The sequence below is a fragment of the Frankia sp. Hr75.2 genome, from assembly GCF_949319125.1.
GTDB lineage: Bacteria > Actinomycetota > Actinomycetes > Frankiales > Frankiaceae > Parafrankia > Parafrankia soli.
Genome location: NZ_CASGGV010000011.1, coordinates 35,889 through 55,701, shown reverse-complemented (window position 1 = coordinate 55,701; position 19,813 = coordinate 35,889). Strand labels below are relative to the sequence as shown.

The 19,813-nt window shown below is 74.2% G+C and carries 16 protein-coding genes; 9 read left to right on the top strand and 7 right to left on the bottom strand.

Going from position 1 to position 19,813, the window contains the following annotated elements; translation table 11 throughout:
• Positions 1–258: 258 nt before the first annotated feature.
• Complete coding sequence (locus AC559T_RS01090) at positions 259–1,035, top strand: ferritin-like fold-containing protein (protein WP_083390620.1); 777 nt, start codon at positions 259–261, stop codon at positions 1,033–1,035.
• Positions 1,036–1,183: 148 nt separating this feature from the next.
• Here the strand turns inward: AC559T_RS01090 and AC559T_RS01085 are convergent, their stop codons facing one another.
• From AC559T_RS01085 to AC559T_RS01075, 3 genes are all read right to left on the bottom strand, one after another.
• Complete coding sequence (locus AC559T_RS01085) at positions 1,184–1,411, bottom strand: DUF3107 domain-containing protein (protein ID WP_020458563.1); 228 nt, start codon at positions 1,409–1,411, stop codon at positions 1,184–1,186.
• Positions 1,412–1,568: 157 nt separating this feature from the next.
• Positions 1,569–2,216 carry a TetR/AcrR family transcriptional regulator gene (locus AC559T_RS01080; protein ID WP_071059345.1) on the bottom strand — a complete coding sequence of 216 codons (648 nt, stop codon included), beginning with the start codon at positions 2,214–2,216 and terminating at the stop codon, positions 1,569–1,571.
• Between the two features lie 162 nt (positions 2,217–2,378).
• Complete coding sequence (locus AC559T_RS01075) at positions 2,379–2,579, bottom strand: Rv3202a family protein (RefSeq protein WP_071059346.1); 201 nt, start codon at positions 2,577–2,579, stop codon at positions 2,379–2,381.
• 226 nt (positions 2,580–2,805) lie between these two features.
• Here AC559T_RS01075 and ku point away from each other — a divergent pair, with 226 nt between their 5' ends.
• The 3 genes from ku (at position 2,806) to AC559T_RS01060 (ending at position 5,911) form a co-directional block, all read left to right on the top strand.
• Positions 2,806–3,720 carry a non-homologous end joining protein Ku gene (ku, locus tag AC559T_RS01070; RefSeq protein WP_498867424.1) on the top strand — a complete coding sequence of 305 codons (915 nt, stop codon included), beginning with the start codon at positions 2,806–2,808 and terminating at the stop codon, positions 3,718–3,720.
• Between the two features lie 202 nt (positions 3,721–3,922).
• Positions 3,923–5,095, top strand: a complete 1,173-nt coding sequence (gene moeZ, locus AC559T_RS01065) for an adenylyltransferase/sulfurtransferase MoeZ (RefSeq protein WP_071059347.1) — start codon at positions 3,923–3,925, stop codon at positions 5,093–5,095.
• A gap of 399 nt (positions 5,096–5,494) precedes the next feature.
• Entirely contained in the window at positions 5,495–5,911 is a 417-nt protein-coding gene (locus AC559T_RS01060) for an MGMT family protein (protein ID WP_498867423.1), read from the top strand.
• A 148-nt stretch (positions 5,912–6,059) separates the two neighbouring features.
• Here AC559T_RS01060 and AC559T_RS01055 read toward each other — a convergent pair whose 3' ends face one another.
• Complete coding sequence (locus AC559T_RS01055) at positions 6,060–6,839, bottom strand: SDR family NAD(P)-dependent oxidoreductase (protein ID WP_498867422.1); 780 nt, start codon at positions 6,837–6,839, stop codon at positions 6,060–6,062.
• A gap of 463 nt (positions 6,840–7,302) precedes the next feature.
• Between AC559T_RS01055 and AC559T_RS01050 the strand changes: the two genes are divergently transcribed.
• Positions 7,303–10,749, top strand: coding sequence for an ATP-dependent helicase (locus AC559T_RS01050; RefSeq protein WP_498867421.1), 3,447 nt, complete (start codon positions 7,303–7,305; stop codon positions 10,747–10,749).
• Complete coding sequence (locus AC559T_RS01045; protein WP_498867420.1) at positions 10,746–14,075, top strand: ATP-dependent DNA helicase; 3,330 nt, start codon at positions 10,746–10,748, stop codon at positions 14,073–14,075. Before AC559T_RS01050 ends, AC559T_RS01045 begins: the two co-directional genes overlap by 4 nt.
• Here the strand turns inward: AC559T_RS01045 and AC559T_RS01040 are convergent.
• Positions 14,072–14,722, bottom strand: a complete 651-nt coding sequence (locus AC559T_RS01040; protein ID WP_235014771.1) for a TetR/AcrR family transcriptional regulator — start codon at positions 14,720–14,722, stop codon at positions 14,072–14,074. The two genes, AC559T_RS01045 and AC559T_RS01040, sit on opposite strands and share 4 nt — an antisense overlap.
• Before the next feature lie 125 nt (positions 14,723–14,847).
• Between AC559T_RS01040 and AC559T_RS01035 the strand changes: the two genes are divergently transcribed.
• Positions 14,848–15,867 carry an aldo/keto reductase gene (locus AC559T_RS01035; RefSeq protein ID WP_112108613.1) on the top strand — a complete coding sequence of 340 codons (1,020 nt, stop codon included), beginning with the start codon at positions 14,848–14,850 and terminating at the stop codon, positions 15,865–15,867.
• Between the two features lie 31 nt (positions 15,868–15,898).
• Here the strand turns inward: AC559T_RS01035 and AC559T_RS01030 are convergent, their stop codons facing one another.
• Both AC559T_RS01030 and AC559T_RS01025 read right to left on the bottom strand, forming a co-directional pair.
• Positions 15,899–16,678 carry an endonuclease/exonuclease/phosphatase family protein gene (locus AC559T_RS01030; RefSeq protein WP_112108614.1) on the bottom strand — a complete coding sequence of 260 codons (780 nt, stop codon included), beginning with the start codon at positions 16,676–16,678 and terminating at the stop codon, positions 15,899–15,901.
• 27 nt (positions 16,679–16,705) lie between these two features.
• Complete coding sequence (locus AC559T_RS01025; protein WP_498867419.1) at positions 16,706–18,013, bottom strand: PucR-like N-terminal domain-containing protein; 1,308 nt, start codon at positions 18,011–18,013, stop codon at positions 16,706–16,708.
• Between the two features lie 67 nt (positions 18,014–18,080).
• On the opposite strand from AC559T_RS01025, the gene AC559T_RS01020 reads away from it, so the two are divergent.
• The gene (locus AC559T_RS01020) at positions 18,081–18,350 is read left to right on the top strand and encodes a hypothetical protein (protein ID WP_071059352.1); all 270 of its coding nucleotides are present in this window, start codon (positions 18,081–18,083) and stop codon (positions 18,348–18,350) included.
• 196 nt (positions 18,351–18,546) lie between these two features.
• Entirely contained in the window at positions 18,547–19,803 is a 1,257-nt protein-coding gene (locus tag AC559T_RS01015; RefSeq protein ID WP_373693870.1) for a M16 family metallopeptidase, read from the top strand.
• The last annotated feature ends 10 nt before the right edge of the window (positions 19,804–19,813 follow it).

Genomic DNA, 19,813 nt, shown 5'->3' with positions numbered 1-19,813 from the left:
GGTGTGATATTGCAACGTTCTCGCCCACAGCCTCCGCGAACGCTGACGTCCAAGGGGTTCGTCGAGGGGCTCACAGGTGCCGGCGCCGCCCGGCGCGGGCACCGGGCGGCGCCGTCGCGCGGGCCGCACTCCGGGCCGCCGCCGGAGCCGCTACCAGGGCGCTCGACGCTGTTGGGGTGCGGTTGCCGAGCCGTGGCACCAAGCGCCGGGCCGGGCTCGCGCCGCGGTGCGCGGGCCGCGGGGTGCCAGAATCGCGCTGTGGCGCAGACCTCGCAGACCCGGACCGGAACCCTTCCCGCTGATGTGAACGGGGCGATCGATGCGACCGATGTGACCGACGCAACTGAGGCGACCGGCGCGCCGGTCGCCGCGGACCCCGCGCTCGCCGTGCCCGGCACCGCCGACCCGGCGCTCGTCGACCTGCTCGGCCTGCTCGCGTACGGCGAGCTGACCGCCTTCGAGCGGATGGCGACGGACGCCCGTATGTCCCCCACGCTCGCGGACAAGATCGCGCTCGGCCGGATGGCCGCGGCCGAGTTCGCGCACTTCGAGGCCATCGAGCGCGAGCTGACCCGGCTCGGGGTCGACCTGGAGCAGGCCATGGGGCCGTTCGTGCCGGCGCTGACCGCGTTCCACAACCTGACCGCGCCGTCGGACTGGCTGGAGAGCCTGGTCAAGGCGTACGTGGGAGACAACATCGCGGCGGACTTCTACCGGGAGATCGCCGGCCGGCTCGCTCCGCAGGCGCGTGCCCTGGTGCTCAGCGTGCTCGCCGACACCGGCCACGCGGCGTTCGCCGTCGAGCGGGTGCGGGCCGCCATCGCGACCAACCCGGTGGTGGCGGGCCGGCTCGCGCTGTGGGCGCGCCGGCTGGTGGGGGAGGCGCTGACACAGGCCCAGCGGGTCGCGGTGGACCGGGACGCGCTGACCGGCCTGCTCGCCGGCGTCGGGGACCTGCAGGAGATCGCCGGCATCTTCAACCGCATCATGGCCGCGCACGGCCGGCGGATGTCGGCGCTCGGCCTCTCCGCCTAGGGGAGACCTGACCAACGCGGGAGCGGGGACCTGACCGGGCTGCCGGGATGGGGCCGCCCGGATGCGGACGCCGGCCGTCGAGGTGAGGTGTGACGGTGAGGGCACATCTCACCTCGAGGGGCCGACGCCGCGCCGGTCTGCTGGTCTGTCAGGCGGTGCCGAAGCCGACCCGACGCGATTCGGACTCCGCGATCTCGACGTAGGCGAGCGCGTCGACGGGCACGACGACCCGACGCCCCTTCTCGTCCACGAGGGTGAGAAGTCCGGTCTTGCCGTCGACCGCCTCGCTGATCAGCGCGGCGACCGTGTCCGGTGACTGGGTGCTCTCCAGTACCAGCTCACGACCGACGTGCTTGATCCCGATCTTGACCTCCACTCGATAACCTCCGCGTGGTCGAGTTTCCAGGGGCACTTCTCCGCGACGGCCACCGCCGCCGACGGACGATCAGCGCCCACACTATGGCCTGCGGGCCGTCGTTCGGGTGCTGTGGAGCGCTGTTCGCTGCCGGCACACGTCCGCGCCGGCGGCCGGGTCAGGGCGCCTCGGTGGCGGGCTGCTGTGGGTAACCGGCGATGCCACGCCAGGCGAGCTCGACCAGCGACTCCACGGCACGTTCCTTCGACACCCGCCCCTCGCGCAGCAGCCACCAGCGCGCGCCCGACTCGGCCAGCCCGACCAGCCCCATCGCCAGCAGGTCGGCCTCCTCCTGGGGGAGCCCGGTGTCCGCGACGATGGTGGCGGCGATCGCGCGCACGCACTGCGCCGAGGTGTTCTCCACCCGCTGCCGGACGGCCGGCTCGCTGCGCAGGTCGGACTCCAGGACGAGCTGGTGCGCGCCGCTGGGGTCGGCGACGAAGTCGAAGTAGGCCCGGATCGAGCGTTCGATCCGGATGTGGTTGTCCGTGGTCGAGGCGAGCGCCGCGCGCACGGCCGAGACCAGCTTCTCGGAGTGCTCGTCGAGCAGCGCGAGATAGAGGTCGAGCTTGCCGGGGAAGTGCTGGTAGAGCACCGGCTTGCTCACCCCGGCCCGCTCGGCGATCTCGTCCATCGCGGCCGCGTGGTAGCCCTGGGCGACGAACACCTCGCGGGCGGCCCCAAGCAGCTGGAAGCGGCGCGCTGTGCGGGGGAGCCGAGGAGTTCGGCCCGGCCGCGACTGTGGCGCCGCGGGCTCGGCTGTCACCGGCGTACCTCCCCGTCGGTCACCGGCATCGTCGATCAGACGCTAGGTCGATCAGACGCTAGGTCGATCAGGCGCGAGCCGTCGGTGCGCGGCCGCGCAGACATGTGGCCAACAGTACCCGCGATGGTCGGCCGCCCCCCGGATGCCGGCTCCGACCGGGGCCTACCTGTATTCCTCCTCGTCGTCCTGGTCGACCACGATGCTCTGCTCGACCGCGTCGAACTCGTCGACCTCGCGGGCCTGGGTGCCCTGAGCGCCCTCGACGAGCCCCGCCTGCGTCGTCCCCGACGGGCGAAGCTCCCGGGACTGCTCGGCGGCGTCGGCGTCCGGGACGTCCAGCGGGGGGTCGGTCGGTGACCTCATCGGGTGTCTCCCTCGGCGTTGGTCGGTCTCTCGGGCTGGTCGGCGTCTTCCGGTGGTCGGTGTCTTCCGATGGTGCGTGTCACCGATACCCCCACCGACCGCGTCGATTCCCGTCGACGGGGCCGCAGGCGACGTTTCGTCCGCGTGGCTTCCCAGTGGGCTTCTGGTGGGTCACTATTGGGTTGAGTCGACGTGAGGGGTGAACATGCGTTCGATTTGGAAGGGTGTGATCTCTTTCGGTCTGGTGTCGATCCCGATCCGGCTCTACCCCGCGGCCCAGGAGCGTGACGTCTCGTTCCACCAGGTCAGGCGTTCGGACGGCGCTCGGGTCAGGTACCGGCGGGTCGCCGCGACCGACGGCGAGGAGGTCGCCTACGCCGACATCGCGAAAGGCTACGAGCTCCCCGACGGGGAGATGGTCGTCCTCACCGACGACGACTTCACGAACCTGCCGCTGACGACGTCCCGCTCGATCAACGTGCTGGGGTTCGTCCCCCTCGAGCAGGTCGATCCGATCTACTTCGCGAAGAGCTACTACCTCGAGCCGGACCGCACCGGCCTCAAGCCGTACGTCCTGCTGCGCGACGCGCTCGCCGGCTCGGGGCGGGTCGCACTGGTCAAGATCGCGCTGCGCCAGCGCGAGCAGCTCGCGACGCTGCGGGTCCGCGACGACGTCTTCGTCCTGGAAACAATGCTGTGGCCGGACGAGGTCCGCGAGCCCGAGTTCGACGTCCTCGACGAGCAGGTGGACGTCCGGCCGCAGGAGCTGGCGATGGCGAGCTCACTGATCGACACCCTCGCCGCCGACTTCGACCCCACGAAGTTCCGCGACGGGTACCGCGAGGCGCTCCAGGCCGTGATCGACGCCAAGATCGCCGGCCGGGACGTCGTCGCACCTCCCTCCGAGCAGCCCGGCGTCGACGCGGCCGGTGACCTGATGGCGGCGCTGCGAGCAAGCATCGAGGCGGCCCGGACCGGCCGTGACGGCCAGAGCTCCGGCTCCGCGCGGGCGGCCCCGGCCGAGGCTGGCTCCGCCCGGGCCGGGGCCCGGAAGGGCCAGCCGAGCCGGAGCCGGAAGGAGAAGGCGGACACGGCGGCCGACGAGGTCGTCAGCTCCCGGCCCACCCGCCGCTCGGCCTGACCCCCGCGCGGGTGCCGGACGTCCCGGGCAGGGTGGGGAACACCCGGGCCCGGGGACGCGCTGCACCATGTGGAGCGCCCGTTGCGGCGGCCCGTCCGGAGATCGGTGGGCTGTCGGCGGTCGCGCGAACCGCCGATCACGGCTGCCGGACCGGGCGGCTGTGGCATCGTCGGGTGGTACGACAGAGAAGGCGAGGAGCAACGTGTCACTACCGCCCCTGGTCTCCCCCGCCGAGGGGCTGACCGTCGACGAGGTCCGCCGGTACTCGCGGCACCTGATCATTCCCGACGTCGCGATGGACGGGCAGAAGCGCCTGAAGAACGCGAGGGTCCTCGCCGTCGGTGCGGGTGGCCTGGGCTCGCCGACCCTGATGTACCTGGCCGCGGCCGGGGTGGGGACGCTGGGCATCGTCGAGTTCGACGTGGTGGACGAGTCGAACCTGCAGCGCCAGATCATCCACGGGCAGTCCGACGTCGGCCGGAGCAAGGCCGAGTCCGCCCGCGACTCCGTCCGGGAGATCAACCCGCTGGTCAACGTGGTGATCCACGAGACCCGGCTGGACACCTCCAACGTGATGGAGATCTTCGCCCAGTACGACCTGATCGTCGACGGCACCGACAACTTCGCGACCCGCTACCTGGTCAACGACGCCTGCGTGCTGCTCGGCAAGCCCTACGTGTGGGGTTCCATCTACCGGTTCGACGGTCAGGCGAGCGTCTTCTGGGCCGAGCACGGCCCGTGCTACCGGTGCCTCTACCCCGAGCCGCCTCCGCCGGGCATGGTCCCCTCGTGCGCCGAGGGCGGTGTCCTCGGTGTGCTCTGCGCCTCCATCGGGTCGATCCAGACCACGGAGGCCATCAAGGTGCTGACCGGGGTGGGCGACCCGCTCGTCGGCCGGCTGATGGTCTACGACGCCCTGGAGATGTCCTACCGGACGATCAAGGTGCGCAAGGACCCGGAGTGCCCGCTGTGCGGGAAGAACCCGTCGATCACCGAGCTCATCGACTACGAGGCGTTCTGCGGCGTGGTCTCCGAGGAGGCCCAGCTCGCGGCGGCCGGCTCCACGATCACCGCCGCCGAGCTGAGGACCATGCTGGACGGCGGCGAGCCGATCGAGCTGATCGACGTCCGTGAGCCCGCGGAGTGGGAGATCGTGCGGATCCCCGGCGCGCGCCTCATCCCGAAGGGGGAGCTGCCGGCGCACCTGGCCGAGCTGCCCCAGGACCGGCGGGTCGTCGTCTACTGCAAGAGCGGGGTGCGCTCGGCCGAGGCCCTCGCGACCCTCAAGGGCGCCGGCTTCGCCACCGCCGTCCACGTCCAGGGCGGCGTGACCGCCTGGGCCACCCAGGTGGACAAGACCCTCCCCGTCTACTGATCCGTCTCCCCAACCGTCAGCCCCCGCGTCTCCTGGGTGGGCGTGCGCCCGGAAGATCTGTGGCGGGTGAGTGCGTCGGCACAGCCGCACTCACCCGCCACGGTCGTGCCGGAGGCCTTGCGGACCATCGTGTCCTCGCCCTTTGATTCCGTCCTCGCCGTTTCGGGGGTCGATCTCGGCGGATTCCGCTCCCGAAGGGCGAGAAGGATGCCAAAGGGCGAGCAGGCAACCCCGCCGGATGGGGTGTTTGTCCGCTAGATGGCGATCTGGTGGTGCGGGTGGGAATCCGTGGTTCCGGGCTGAGAGGAATCTGGGCTGTGCGAGACCAGCCTCGGGGAGGCTGGCCGAGCACGGGGAAGGGCGAGCCCCGGAGAAAAAGCGTTGGGGAGGTCGGTGGGCATGGCGCGGGCGACGGATGGGCCCGGCGGGCCTCGACGGGGGCGGTCTCCCGACACCGTTTCGGCGGGTGTCGCGACGCGGATCCACATCGGGGGAAGGCCGAGCCCCCACGCGATGGCCGTCCTCGAGGCCGTCACCCGGATACCGGCCGGCAAGGTCATGACCTACGGTGACGTCGCCGAGTTCGTCGGCGCCGGCACCGGGCGCACCGTGGGCGCGGTGCTTTCACGGCACGGTCACGAGGACGACGTCCCGTGGCACCGGGTGATTCGCGCGTCCGGGGAGCCGAACCCCGCCGCGCCCGCCGAGGCACTGCGACGCCTGCGCGCGGACAGCACCCCGTTGCGGCCCGGCGGTGATCGGGTCGATCTCGCGGCAGCCCGCTGGGACGGCGTCACCTGCCCTGACCGGCCCTGATTCTGCGCCAGCCTGATCCTCGGCTGGCGCCGATCTCCACCAGCCGCTGGGCCTCCACCTGCGCTGATCCCCGGTCGACGTCGGGGTTCAGCCGGCGTTGGGGCCCGGGCCGGTACCGACTCCGGTCGGCTGGGGCCCGCCTGTGCGGTCAGCGGGCGGTGAACCCTCCGTCAGCTGAGTAGACGCTGCCGGTCACCAGGGACGCGCGGTCGGAGAGCAGGAAGTGGACGACCTCGGCGACCTCGGCGGCGGTCCCCAGCCGGTTCATCGGCTGGAAGAAGCGCGCCCCGCGGTGTGAGCTGACCATCGTGGTGTCGATGAACCCGGGTGCCACCGCGTTGACCCGGATTCCGCGCGTCGCGTTGTCCAGCGCGGCCACCCTGGTGAGTCCGATCACGCCGTGCTTGGCGGCGACGTAGGCCGGTGTGCCCTGTAGGCCGACCGTGCCCAGCACGGAGGCCATGTTGACGATCGAGCCGCCGCCGGCCGCGAGCATCGCCGGGATCTCGGCGCGCATGCTGTAGAAGACGCCGGAGAGGTTGACCGCGAGAACCCGGTCCCAGTCGGCGAGGGAGATGTCCTCCAGCGGGGCCCGGTCGGTGGCGATGCCCGCGTTGTTGACCGCGAGGTCGAGCCGTCCACCGGCCTCGATCGCCGTGGCGACGGCCTGGGCGACCGACTCCGGGTCGGCGACGTCGACCGCCACCGCCAGTGCGGTGCCGCCGGCCGCCTCGATCTCGCCGGCGACCTCCTTGGCCGCGACGGTGTCCCGGTCGGCCAGGACGACGAAGGCGCCGGCCGCGGCCAGCCGGCGGGCACAGGCGGCGCCGATTCCCGAGCCGGATCCGGTCACGAAGGCGACCCGGCCGGCGTACTCGCCGCCGCCCGCGACGGCGTCGCCGGCCGTCCTGGCGAACGGGCCGGTCACCGTCGCGACGCTACCGTCATCGCCGGGGCCGTCCGCCGTGCCGGCTCGTGGGCGTGGTGCCGTGACCGCCCGCGCCGGGGCCGAGGCGTCGGCCTGTGGCCGTCGTGCCCGTCGTCCGGTGGATGCCCCCTGGGCCTCCGGCGCGGTCCGCGTGGAATGACCGGCCGGGACGTCGTCGTCCGTCATGCTCGGTGAAACTGCCACGTTCCGACGTCGACTCGCAGCTGTTTCGACACTTTTGGTGGTATTCGTACTCATCTTTGTGCTGCTCCAAAGGGTGCCGGTGTCGTCGCGCTGACAGCACTTCCGTGCCATCGGCGCCGACCTCGTCCGTGCTTTGGCGATCTTGTCAGAGTGTCGTGATGTGCTGTGCGGCGTGGTCACCGTGCCGACGCCTGCCCGCCCTGCCCGGCGGCCGTCGTTTCGCCTGGTGTCGCCCTTCGTCCCGGTGGCCGGACCCATCGTGTTGGACACGGCGCAGACCGACGTGGTGGGACACGCCGGTGGTCCGCTACTAGTCCTCGCCGGTCCGGGAACGGGAAAGACCACAACCCTGGTCGAGGCAGTCGCCCGGCGGATCGAGGCCGGGGCGGATCCGGCGTCCCTGCTGGTGCTCACGTTCAGTCGGCGGGCCGCCCGCCACCTGCGCGAACGGTTCGCCGTCCGGCTCGGGGCGGCCGCCGTGGGGCCGGCGGCGTGGACGTTCCACGCCTGGTGCCTCGGGCTGCTGCGCGCGTACGGCGCCGCCACCCCGCTCGGCGGCTTCCGCCTGCTGTCGGGCCCCGAGCAGGACGCCCGGCTGCGCGACCTCATCGAAGGCTCCCGCGAGCTGGGACGTCCGGTCTGGCCTGATCCACTCGCCGGCTGTCTGAACACCCGCGGCTTCGCCGAGGAGATCAGGATGCTGCTCACGCGGGCCCGGGAGATCGGCGTCGATCCGCCGGCGCTGGCGCGCATCGCCCGGCGGGTGGGCCGCTCCGACTGGGCGGCCGTCGCCGAGTTCTACGGCGACTACCTCGACGCGCTCGGCGCGGAGGGAGCCCTCGACTACGCCGACCTGGTGCACGCCGCGGCGAACCTCGCCGCCGAGCCGGACGTCCTCGCCCAGCTGCGGCAGCGGTACCGGGCGGTGTTCGTCGACGAGTACCAGGACACCGACCCGGCGCAGGAGCGGCTGCTGACCGCCGTCGCCGGCGGCGGGGGGGACCTGGTCGTCTTCGGTGACCCGGACCAGTCGATCTACGCCTTCCGCGGGGCGGAGGTCCGGGGCCTGCTCGACTTCCCGAACCGGTTCCCCCGCGCCGACGGCTCGCCGGCGCCCGTCGCCGCGCTGCGGCGGTGCCGTCGGATGGCCCCGGCGCCGCTGGCCGCCTCCCGCCGCGTCGCGGCGTCGCTTCCCTCGGCGGGCCTGCCGGTCCGCCACGTCCGCGCGCACCGTGATCTTGTCTCCGTGGGGGCCGTCGGGCCGGGCCAGGTCGCGGCCCGCACCTATCCGACGGCCGGCGCCGAGGCGGAGGCGATCGCCGAGCTGCTGCGCCGCGAGCATCTCGAGAACGGCGTCGACTGGGACGACATGGCCGTCCTGGTCCGCTCCACCGCGCCGCTCGGGCTGCTGCGCCGGGTGCTGACGGCGGCGGGCGTCCCGGTGAGCGTGGCGGGTGGGGAGCTCCCGCCGGCGCGGGAGCCGGCGGCGGCGCTGCTCCTCACGGCCCTGCGCTGCGCGGACGACCCGGCGGTCCAGCTGACGCCGGAGACGGCGCGTGCGCTGCTGACCTCCCCGCTGGGCGGCGCGGACCCGGCCGGCCTGCGCGCCCTCGGCCGCGAGCTGCGCGCCCACGACGCCGCCGCCCGCGCCGCTGCCCGGGACACAGCTGCCCGGAGCACCACTGCCAGAAACAGCACTGCCCGCGACAGCACTGCCCACGACGCCGTCGGCCCGATCGCCCTGCCGGAGCCGCGCTCGGCACCGGAGGCGGACGGGTCGGTGCTCGGTCTGCCCGCGTCCTCGGCCGAGCTGCTGCGCGAGGCGGTCGCCGATCCGGAGCGGGTTCTGCTCGCCGTCCCGGACGAGCTCGCCGCGCCCGCGCGCCGGCTCGGGCGGTTGCTGCGAACCGTGCGCGCCGAGCTGCGGCGGGGGGCGGCCCCGGAGGACGCGCTGTGGACACTGTGGACGGCCAGCGAGTGGGGCCCCAGGCTGGAGCGGGCGTCCGCGGTCGGCGGGCCGGCCGGGCGGTCGGCCGACCGTGACCTCGACGCCGTCGTCGCGCTGTTCGACGCCGTCGGGCGTCTCGGTGAGCGGCGCGGGCCGGGCTTCGGGGTGAGCTCCGTCGTCGAGGAGCTGACCCGCCAGCAGATCGCGCCGGAGACGGCGCAGGCCCGGGCCGGTCGCCCGGCCACCGTCCGGCTGCTCACCGCGCACCGCTCCAAGGGGCTGGAATGGGAGGTCGTGGTCGTCTGCGGCGTGCAGGACGGCGTCTGGCCGGACCTGCGCCAGCGGCACACCCTGCTCGGGGCCGAGCAGCTCGACTCGCCGCGCAACGGCGGCGTCCGCCCGCCGCGGACCAGGGAGGAGCTGCTCGCCGACGAGCGTCGCCTGTTCTATGTGGCGCTCACCCGGGCGCGCCGCCGCCTGGTGGTGACCGCGGTGGACGGCGCCGACGACGACGGGGAGCAGCCCAGTCGGTTCCTGGCCGAGCTCGGGGTGCAGGTGGAGAGCGTCCGGGCCCGCCCGCCGCGTCCGCTCACCCTGGTCGGCCTGGTCGCCGCGCTGCGGCGGCTGACAGTCGACCCGGAGGCGTCGGCGGCGATGCGGGAAGCCGCGGGGGTCCGGCTCGCGGCCCTGGCCGCCGCCTCCGACGAGACCGGCCGGGTGCTGGTCCCCGCCGCCCATCCGGACCGCTGGTGGGGCCTGCTGGACGTGACGAGCTCGGACGTCCCGGTCGTCGCGCCCGACGCGCCGATCCGGCTCTCGGGGTCCTCGCTGTCGGGCCTGAGCTCCTGCGGGCTGCGCTGGTTCCTGGAGCACGAGGCGAACGCGGCCGAGCCGGCGTCGCCCGCGCAGGGCTTCGGCAAGGTCGTGCACGCGCTGGCCGACGAGGTGACGACGGGCCGGACGCAGGCGCGGCTCGAGGCCCTCGACGCGCGGCTCGACCTGGTCTGGCGGCATCTGGAGTTCGACTCGCGGTGGCGCTCCGAGCAGGAACGCGCGGCGGCGCGGGAGGCGCTCGGCCGGTTCCTCGAGTGGCACGCCGCGCAGCGCGGCCGCGAGGTCGTCGCGTCCGAGGTGCGTTTCTCCTGCGACATCGAGGTGGCGGGCCGGGTCGTGCGGCTGCGCGGCTTCATCGACCGGGTCGAGCTCGACGACGCCGGCGGGGTGCACGTCGTCGACTTCAAGACCGGCCGGACGCCGCCGAGCCGGCGTGACCTGGCGACCCACGCACAGCTGGGCAGCTACCAGCTCGCCGTCCGCGAGGGCGCCCTCGACCCGGTACTGGACGAGGCCGCCCGCCGCCGCGATCCGACCGCGCCCGGCGATCCGACCGCGCCCGGCGAGGTGCCCGGGGCTGGGGACCCGTCCTGGGTCGGGGAGCCGTCCACCGGCGGGGCGCCGTCCACCGCCGGTGAGCGGCCGGCGGCGGTGCCCGGCGGGGCGGAGCTGGTGCAGCTCCGGCGGGACGCGGGCGGCGACAACACCGGCCCGCGCCTGCCGGCGGAGGAACCGGGGCCGCCCGAGGTGCAGCGTCAGGACGCGCTTCCCGGCGGCCGGGCGTGGATCGACGACATGGTCGAGAACGCGGTGCGGACCGTGACGACCGAGTCCTTCCGGCCCACCCCCGGCGAGGGGTGCACCATGTGTTCGTTCCGTCGGTGCTGCCCGGGGCGGCCGGAGGGGGAGCAGGTGATCGATTGACCGGCGCGGCGGGGGCCGCCGAGCAGGTGCTTCCCGGTCTCGACCCGGAGCCGGCAGGCGCGGGCGGTGCCATGACCGGCCCGGTGCCGGAGCCGGAGTACCTGCGGGAGCTGCTCGGCGTCCCGTACACCGACGAACAGCTGGCCGCGGCCACCGCGCCGCTGGAGCCGGCTGTCGTCATCGCCGGCGCCGGGTCGGGCAAGACGTCCGTGATGGCCGCCCGTGTGGTCTGGTTGGTGGCCACCCGTCAGGTCGAGCCGGGGCGGGTGCTGGGCCTGACGTTCACGAACAAGGCCGCCGCCGAGCTGGCCGGCCGGGTGCGGACGGCGTTGCGCCGCGCCCGCGAGAACGTCCCCGGCCAGCCGGCCGCGGACGACGCCGACGAGCCGACGATCGGCACCTACCACGCCTACGCCGGGCGTCTCGTCAGCGAGCACGCGCTGCGGCTCGGCCTCGAGCCCGACACCCGGATGCTCGTCGCGGCCGCGCGCTACCAGCTCGCGGCCCGCGTCGCCCGCGCCCACCGCGGCCGCGTCGAGGCGCTGACGAAGTCGATGCCCGCGCTCGTCGCCGACCTCGTCGCGCTCGACGGGGAGATGAGCGAGCACCTCGTCTCCGCCGACGACCTGATGGCCTTCGACGCGGACCTGTTCGACCGGGCGATGGCGGCCCTGGCGAGCGCGGCGCTGCGACCGGGCACGAAGGGCCTGCGCAAGGAGCTGCGCCGGATGGCGGCCACGGCCCGGGGGCGGCGTGAGCTCGCCGGCCTCGTCGCCGACTACCGGGCGGCCCGGCGCGGCCGGGACGTCCTCGACTTCGGCGACCAGGTCACCTTCGCCGCCCGGCTGGCCCGCTACTCCCCGGAGGTCGGCGCCGCCGAGCGGACACGGTTCGGCGTGGTGCTCCTCGACGAGTACCAGGACACCTCCGTCGCCCAGCGCACGATGCTGGCCGGGCTGTTCGGCGGCGGCCATCCGGTGACCGCCGTCGGTGACCCCTGCCAGGCGATCTACGGGTGGCGGGGCGCGTCGGTGGCCAACCTGGACAACTTCCCCGATCACTTCCCGCACGCGGACGGCACCCCGTCCGCGCGGTACCTGCTGTCGGTGAACCAGCGCAGCGGCGGCCGGCTGCTGACGCTGGCCAACGCGGTGGCGGCCCCGCTGCGGGCCCGCCACCACGTCGTCGAGCTGCGTCCCCGGGCAGACGTCGTCGCCGCCGGGCGGACCCTGGTGGCGCTGCACGAGAGCTGGGCGCAGGAGGTCACCTGGGTCGCCGCCCGGCTGGCCGAGCTGGTCGCGGCGGGGGAGCGGCCCGGGAACATGGCCGTGCTCGTGCGGGCCCGCTCGGACGTCCGCGCGCTGCACACGGCGCTGACGGCCGCCGGGCTGCCGGTCGAGGTGGTGGGCCTCGCCGGCCTGCTGGACCTGCCCGAGGTCGCCGACGTCGTCGCCGTGCTGGAGGTGCTGGACTCGCCGGTCGCCAACGCGGCGCTCGTCCGGCTGCTCACCGGGCCGCGGGTCCGCCTCGGCCCGCGCGACCTGGCCGCGCTGGGCCGCCGCGCGCGGGCGCTGCTGCGCACCACCGGCACGACCGCACCCACGGCCGCCGGCGGGGACGGCGACGGGAGCGCGCTGGCGGAGGCCGTCGCCGGGGTCGACCCGTGCGACGTCGTCGCCCTCGCCGACGCCCTCACCGACCCCGGCGAGGAGATCTCGGCCCAGGGACGGGAGCGGGCCGCCCGGCTCGGCGCGGAGCTGGCGGCGCTGCGCGCGCACGTCGGCGACGGGCTGCTCGACCTGCTCCACCGGGTGATCTCCACGATCGGGCTGGACGTCGAGCTCGCCGCCAGCCCGCGTGCCGTGGCGGCGCGCCGCCGGGAGAACCTGGCCTCCTTCCTCGACGCGGCGGCCGACTTCGACGACCCCGACGGGCCGAACTCGCTGACGTCCTTCCTCGGCTTCCTACGGGCGGCCCGCGAGCACGAACGCGGGCTGGACATCACCGGGCCGTCCGGCGCGGACGCCGTCGCGCTGATGACCATGCACCGGGCGAAGGGCCTCGAATGGGAGGTCGTGGCCGTGCCCAACCTGAGTCGTGGGGTCTTTCCCGACCTGACGGTGCGGGACAGGTGGCCGACCACGACCGGGGTGCTGCCGACCCCGCTGCGCGGCGACGCGGCCGAGCTGCCGTCCTACGAGCTCGACGACTCGAAGGCGGCCCTGGAGGCCTACACCGAGGACTGCCGGGAGTACCAGGAGCGCGAGGAGCGGCGGCTGGCCTACGTCGCGTTCACCCGGGCGAAGTCGGTGCTGCTCGGCAGCGGCCACTGGTGGGGGCCGACCCAGCGCACCAGGCGTGGCCCCTCGGTGTTCCTCGCCGAGCTGCACGACCACGCGGCCGAGGGGAACGGGCGGGTGGACGTGTGGACCTCCGAACCGGAGCGGGGCGGCAACCCCGCGCTGGCCGTCCCGGTGGAGTTCGCGTGGCCGGCGCCCTACGAGCCGGTGGCGTTCGCCCGCCGGCGGGAGGCGGCGGCGGGCGTCGCCGAGGCCCTGGCGATGATCCGCTCCGGCCAGGCCCCGTTGGTCGACGAGCCGGGCGGGATGACCGCCCGCGAGCGGGCCCTGCTCGCCGAGCTCGACCGCGAAGCCGCGCTGCTGCTCGCCGAGGAGCGCGTGGCCCGGGCCCCGTTCCGGGACGTCCCGATCCCGGCGAGCCTGACCGCCTCCGAGATCGTGCGGATGCGGGCCGACCCGGTCGAGTTCGCCCGCGACCTGGCCCGGCCGGTGCCGCGCCGGCCGGTGCCGCAGGCCCGGCGGGGAACCCGCTTCCACGCCTGGGTGGAGGAGATGTTCGACCAGCGGCCGCTCATCGACGTCGAGGACCTCGCCGACGCCGCAGATGCCGCCGTCCTCACGGACGACCGCGACCTCTCCGGCCTGCAGGCGGCCTTCCTGGCCAGCCCGTACGGCGCCCGCCGCCCGTTCGCCCTGGAGGCGCCGTTCGAGGTGATGATCGGCGGGCGCGCGGTGCGGGGGCGCATCGACGCCGTCTACGAGCTCGGCGGTGGGCGCTGGGAGGTCGTCGACTGGAAGACCGGCTCGGAGGCCGCCGATCCCGTCCAGCTCGCGGTCTACCGGGTCGCCTGGGCGCGGGTCCGCGGCGTGGCCGTGGCGGACGTCGACGCGGCCTACTTCTACGTCGCGTCCGGGCGAGTCGTGCGCCCGCCGCTGCTCGGCGAGGACGAGATCACCGCCCTGCTCTCGGGCCGTGCCTGGTCCACCGGCAACACCTCCGACGGCACCTCCGACAGCACCGCCTAGGACGCGGCGGGGGGCCGCTGCGTGGCGCCGCGGCGTAGGCCGTCGAGAAGGACGGCGACGACGCGCTGGTTGTGCTCGGGCCCTCGCCCGGGTACAGGCTGGCACAGCGCAGTGAGGGCGTGCAGGAGATCCTCGGCGCTGATGTCATCGCGAACCGCGCCGTCGGCCACCGCTGCGGCGAGCAGTGCCGTGAGGGTGGGGCCGAGCCGCTGCAGGAAGTAGCCGGGCAGCCCCTGGAACGCCGGATCGCCCGAGTGCAGCGCTGAGGCGAGTCCGCGTTTGGTCGCGAGCAGTTCGGTGAACCGGTCGATCCATCTGATGAGCGCTTCCGCCGGTTCGTGCCTGGCGCTCAGGGTCGGGCCCGCGTCGGCGACGGCGTCGATTCCGTTTTCCACCACGGCTTTGACCAGATCAGAGCGCTGCGGGAAGTGCCGGTACAGCGTGCCGACTCCTACGCCGGCCAGGTCGGTGATCTCCTTCGCCGGTGCGTCCACGCCGGAGGTGGCAAAGACGGTCCTCGCGGCCTCGACCAACGCATCGACGTTGCGTCGCGCGTCGGCGCGCCGCCGCGGCGCCGGTTCGCCACCGCCCGGCTTCGCGGAGCCGGGCGGTGAGACCCCGGCCTGCGTCCCGTTCCGAGACACCACGTCACCTCCGTCTGATCACTCCGCTTGCATAAGCGGAAAAGCTTTCCGTATAGTTCCGGAAAGGCATTCCGCTTACCGCAGCCTACGGCAGCCACCCGGTGCCGACCATCACAGGGAGAGAACCCATGCAGTACCGCACCCTCGGTCGGACCGGCATCCAGGTCAGCCCCTACGCGCTGGGCACCCTGATGTTCGCCACGGTCATGGGCAACGCCCCCGAGGACTCGGCCCGCATCATCCACAAGGCGCTGGATGCCGGCATCAACTTCGTCGACACCGCCGACGCCTACGGCGACTCCGAGGACATCGTCGGCAAGGCCCTGGAAGGGCGCCGCGACGACGTCGTGCTCGCCACCAAGTTCAGCCGCCCGATCGGGCAGGACCCCAACCAGCAGGGCGCCTCACGGCGCTGGATCGTCGCCGCCGTGGAGAACTCGCTGCGCCGCCTGCGGACCGACCACATCGATCTCTACCAGCTTCACCGCCCCGATCCCCACACCGACCTCGAGGAGACCCTCTCCGCGCTGACCGACCTGATCCACAGCGGCAAGGTCCGCGCGATCGGCGCGTCGCAGACCCCCGTCTCCGACATCGTCGAGGCCCGGTGGGTCGCCGAGCGGCGCGGCCTCGCGCGATTCCACACCGAGCAGCCGGCCTACTCCATCCTCAACCGCGGCATCGAACGCGAGATCCTGCCCACCACCCAACGCTTGGGCCTGGGCACCCTGGTCTGGGGCCCACTCGGCCAGGGAATGCTCACCGGCCGCGTCCGCCGGGACCAGCACAACGGCCTACTGCGCGCCGGCCTGGTCCAGCATCTCAACGACGAGCATCGGCTCGACGTGGTCGAAAAGCTCATCCCCCTCGCCGCCGAGGCGGGACTGCCCATGCCCCACCTCGCGATGGCGTTCGCCATCGCCCACCCCGGCGTCACCAGCGCACTGATCGGCGTCCGCACCATGGATCACCTCGACAGCCTGCTCGCCGGGCTGGACGTCGCCCTCACCGACGACATCCTCGACCGCATCGACGAGATCGTCCCGCCCGGCACCGACATCGGCACCCTCGACCAGGCCTACCAACCCGCAGCCCTGGCGGACCCGGGCCTGCGTCGCCGTCCCCTGGCCGCGCGCGCCGCGGCCTGACCCCCGCTCCGGCCTGGCCCGGCCCGCGCGGCTATCGGCGGATGTCGGTGAGGAGCGCGAGGTGGTCGGAGATCTGGGTCCGGCGGGCCTCGCTGGCGGCGACAGTGCCCACCGCGCCGCGGGCGAGCACGTGGTCGAGCTGCACCCGGGGGGCGTGCGCGGGGTAGGTGCGGTGGGCGGCCAGCCGGCGCCATCCGGTGAGGGCGGTCGGCAGCCGGCCCGGCAGGTTCAGGTCGCCGAGCAGCACGACCGGCCCGTCGACGCCGCGCAGCCTCCGCACCAGCCGGAGAAGCTGGAAGGCGTTCCACCCCGGGGCGAAGGACAGGTGGGTGGTCACCACCGTCAGTGGTCCGCTTGTGGTCTCGACGACGGCGGCGAGCGCGACCCGCGGTTCGTCGTCGAGCAGGATGAGCCGGGCCCGGCGGTTCGCCCCCGGGGCGAGGATCGGGGAGCGCACCGGGGCGCGGCCGAGCGGAACCACCCACCACCGGTGCACCGGCAACCTGCTGACCAGCGCGATTCCGTAGGCGGGCTCGTCGCCGCGGCGCTCGCCCTCCGCCGGGCGCCAGTGGTGCCCGGGGGTGCCGTACACGGTGGGGGCGAAGCGCCATCCGGTGTCGGGGGCGCCGAGCGCCGTCGCGGCGGCGGCTGCGAGGTCCCCGCCGCCCGAGCGGGGCTGTGCCAGGTCGACCTCCTGCAGGCCGAGGACGTCGCAGTCGAGGTCGGCGACGGCCGCGGCGAAGCGGTCCACCTCGACCCGTCCGTCGGCGAGAGACAGGCCGTGCATCACGTTGAACGAGCCCACCCGCACAGTACGGACGGTAGCGTGAACCGCCCGTCAGCCGGCCCGAACCGGCTTTCCCGTGCCCGCCGGGCCCTGCCGCGCCACCGTCGGGACGTCCTGCCTCGCGGCCGCGGGGACGCCCTGGCGTGGCATTGACGGCGGCCCCGGCCTGGGTGCCGCTGTCGGGTCGCCCGGGCGCTGGCCGGTCAGGGCGCGCAGGACGAGCTCAAGCTCGAAGCGGGTGTCGGGGTCGTCCAGCGCGTCGCCGTACAGCTCGCGCAGCTGGCTGACCCGGTAGCGGACGGTCTGCGGGTGGATGTGCAGCCGCTCGGCCACCAGCCGGCGCTGCCCGTGCAGGGCGAGCCAGTAGAGCAGGGTCTCGGCCAGCCTGGCCCGGGTGCGTTCGGGCAGCCCGGCGAGCGGGGCGACCCGGCGGCGGGTGAGGTCGTCGAGCAGCCCCGGGTCGCGGGCCAGCAGCAGGGCGGTCAGGTGGTCGTCGGTGAACAGCGGGTTCTGCCCGGCCGTGGTGGGCAGCCGACCGGCCAGCCGGGCGGTTCGGGCGAGTCCGGCGCGCTCCACGCTGCCTGTCACCTCCTGCCAGGGGACGGTCGGGCCCACCACCGCCCCCGTGCCGTCGAGGCGGTCGGCCAGCCAGCCGCGCCGGGCCGGCTCGTCGGCGTCCCCGACGAACAGCCAGAAGTCGACGCCGTGGCCGGTGCGCGGGCAGCCGGTGGGCAGCCGCGGGGGGAGCTGCCCGTCGGGCCCGGTCGGCACCAGGACGGCCGCCATCCGGTCGGGCAGCCGGAACGCCCCCGCGGCGGCGGCCTGCTCGATGGTGACGGTGTCGGCGCCGGAGAGCAGCAGCTCGCCGAGCCGGTCCCACAGCCGTTCCCGCTGGCCGGCGACCTCGAACTGGGCCAGCGCGTAGCCCTCCGCGGAGGCGGCCGAGATCCCGTCGATGTAGGCGAACATCATCTCGGCGAGCGACACGAGGCCGGCGGCGTCCAGGCCGGCGTGGCGCGCGGCCTCACCGAGCCGACGCCAGGAGATCCGCGCACCCACCCGGTAGGCGCTGAGCAGGTTGTCCAGGGAGCGGCCGGCCCGCACCTCACCGCGCCCGAGCCGCACGTAGACGTCGCGCCCGGCCGCCAGGTCGGGGGCCGCGTCCGGGCCCGCCTCGACGATGGCGAGGAAACGGGCCAGCGCCTCGTCCACGCCGCGCCGTACGCCCTGTCCGAACGTCCCCTCGAGTGGGCGGGCGTAGGCGGGCACCTCACCCGCGATGGCGGCGATGATCTCGTCACCAAGTTCGCGCAGCTCACCGGCGAGGCAGCCGCCCAGCCCGGGCGGAAATTGTCCCACCGGGACAGTCTGCGCCCACGGCCCGTCGGTGGGGGTGCCGGCTGGCCCGGGGAGCACAATCGGTGCCGTGGACACGCCTACCGGCATCGTCAGCGTGCTGCTCACCGGTGCCGTGGTCGGCCTGCTGGGTCGGGCGGTCGTCCCGGCGCGGCGCAGGGCGCCGATCGGTTGTCTCATGACGGTTCTGATCGGTCTGCTGGGCGCGGCGCTCGGTCTCGTCGTTGCCACCAGTGTCGACGGCGGCTGGTTGTTGACACTGTTGTTGCAGGTGGCGGTGGCCGCGGTGCTCGTCTTTCTGGTCTCGGCCGCGGGCAGTGGTGGGCGCCGTCATCCCTGACGGTGCTCGGGTTGCCCTTTCGTAGTCCTCTGGTCCGCGTGGGGGGACCTGGCGGGGCGACGGAGCCCGCCGAAGGTCGCCGGCCGGACGGCGAGGGCAGTAGCGTGGCGATGTGTCCTCACGCCCAGCCGCCGGCCCGCCCGCGTCCAGCGCGGTGAGGGCCACCGTGGCGGCCCCCTCGTACCCGGTTCAGCGAGTGACGCTCGACAACGGCCTGCGGGTGCTGCTCGCCCCGGACCGGACGGCCCCGGTGGTGGCTGTCGCCGTCCACTACGACGTGGGCTTCCGCTCGGAGCCGGAGGGGCGGACGGGTTTCGCCCACCTGTTCGAGCACCTGATGTTCCAGGGCAGCGAGAACGTGGGCAAGGCGGAGCACCCGAAGTACGTGCAGGCCGCCGGCGGCATCTTCAACGGGTCGACACACCCCGACCACACGGACTACTTCGAGCTGCTGCCCTCCGGCGCGCTGGAGCTGGCGCTGTTCCTCGAGGCCGACCGGATGCGCGCGCCGAGGATCACCCGGGAGAACCTGGACAACCAGATCGCGGTGGTGCAGGAGGAGATCCGGGTCAACGTGCTGAACCGGCCGTACGGCGGGTTCCCGTGGATCACCCTCCCGCCGGTCGCCTTCGACACCTTCCCGAACGCCCACAACGGCTACGGTGACTTCTCCGAGCTCGAGGCGGCCAGCCTCGACGACGCCGCTGACTTCTTCGACAAGTTCTACGCGCCGGGCAACGCCGTGCTGACCGTCGCCGGCGAGTTCGACCCCGACGCGACGCTCGAGCTCGTCCAGCGGTACTTCGGCGCCATCCCGGCCCGCCCGGTGCCGGCGCGGCGCAGTTTCGCCGAGCCGGTGCGCGCCGAGGAGCGCCGGGAGGCGCTCACCGACAAGCTGGCCCCGCGCCCCGCGCTCGCCGTCGGCTACCGGGTGCCCGACCCCGACACCGACCTGCCGGCGTTCCTCGCCACCTACCTGCTGACGGACGTCCTCACCACCGGCGACGCGAGCCGGCTGGAGCGGCGCCTCGTCCAGAAGGACCGCTCGGTCACCGCGGTCAGCAGCTACGTCGGCACCTTCGGGGACCCGTTCGACCAGCGTGACCCGCTGCTGCTGACGCTGGAGGCCCGGCACGCCGGGGACTCGACCGCCGACACGGTGCTCGCGGCCGTCGACGAGGAGCTCGACCGGCTGGCCGGTGACGGCCTGGAGCCCGGCGAGCTCGAGCGGGTGCAGGCCCAGGTGGCCTCGGCGATCCTGCGCGAGTCCGACGACGCGCTCGGCCGGGCGCTGGCGATGGCGACGTTCGAGCTGCACCGCGGCCGTCCCGAGCTGCTCAACGAGCTGCCCGGGCTGCTGTCCGAGGTGACCGCCGACGCGGTCGCCGCGGCCGCGGGCGCGCTGCGTACCCAGGGCCGGTCCGTGCTGGAGCTGCGGGCGGGAGCCGCCTGATGACGCACGC

Bases quoted from the DNA above. Each gene is read 5' to 3' on its own strand.
- AC559T_RS01035 (WP_112108613.1), top strand. From the start codon at position 14,848: ATGCAGTACCGCACCCTCGGTCGGACCGGCATCCAGGTCAGCCCCTAC.
- AC559T_RS01060 (WP_498867423.1), top strand. From the start codon at position 5,495: ATGGCGCGGGCGACGGATGGGCCCGGCGGGCCTCGACGGGGGCGGTCT.
- AC559T_RS01075 (WP_071059346.1), bottom strand. From the start codon at position 2,579: ATGAGGTCACCGACCGACCCCCCGCTGGACGTCCCGGACGCCGACGCC.